Annotated in this window: 1 pseudogene; it reads left to right on the forward strand. The window is 43.2% G+C overall.

The annotated features are described in order from the left end of the window. Nucleotides 1–278, forward strand: a pseudogene (locus HMPREF3106_RS09545) (collagen-like protein); the annotation flags it as partial.

Genomic DNA, 278 nt, shown 5'->3' on the forward strand with positions numbered 1-278 from the left:
TGACGGTAAAGACGGAGAAACTCCAAAAGTTAAAGTAGAACGAGATGATACTAAGAAAGAAACTAAATTAACGTTCTACAAAGACGTAAACGCCAATAATGAGTTTGATGAAAATACGGATACTGTTTTGGGTACATCTGTAATCAAAGATGGCGCCGATGGTCAAAAAGGAGAACAAGGTATTGCAGGCCCTCAAGGTGTTGCCGGACCTAAAGGTGACAAAGGTGATCCAGGAGCAGTTGGACCTCAAGGTGCAGCTGGAGCTAAAGGTGAGCAAG

It is taken from the genome of Granulicatella sp. HMSC31F03, from assembly GCF_001807725.1.
In the GTDB taxonomy this organism is placed as follows: Bacteria; Bacillota; Bacilli; order Lactobacillales; family Aerococcaceae; genus Granulicatella; species Granulicatella adiacens.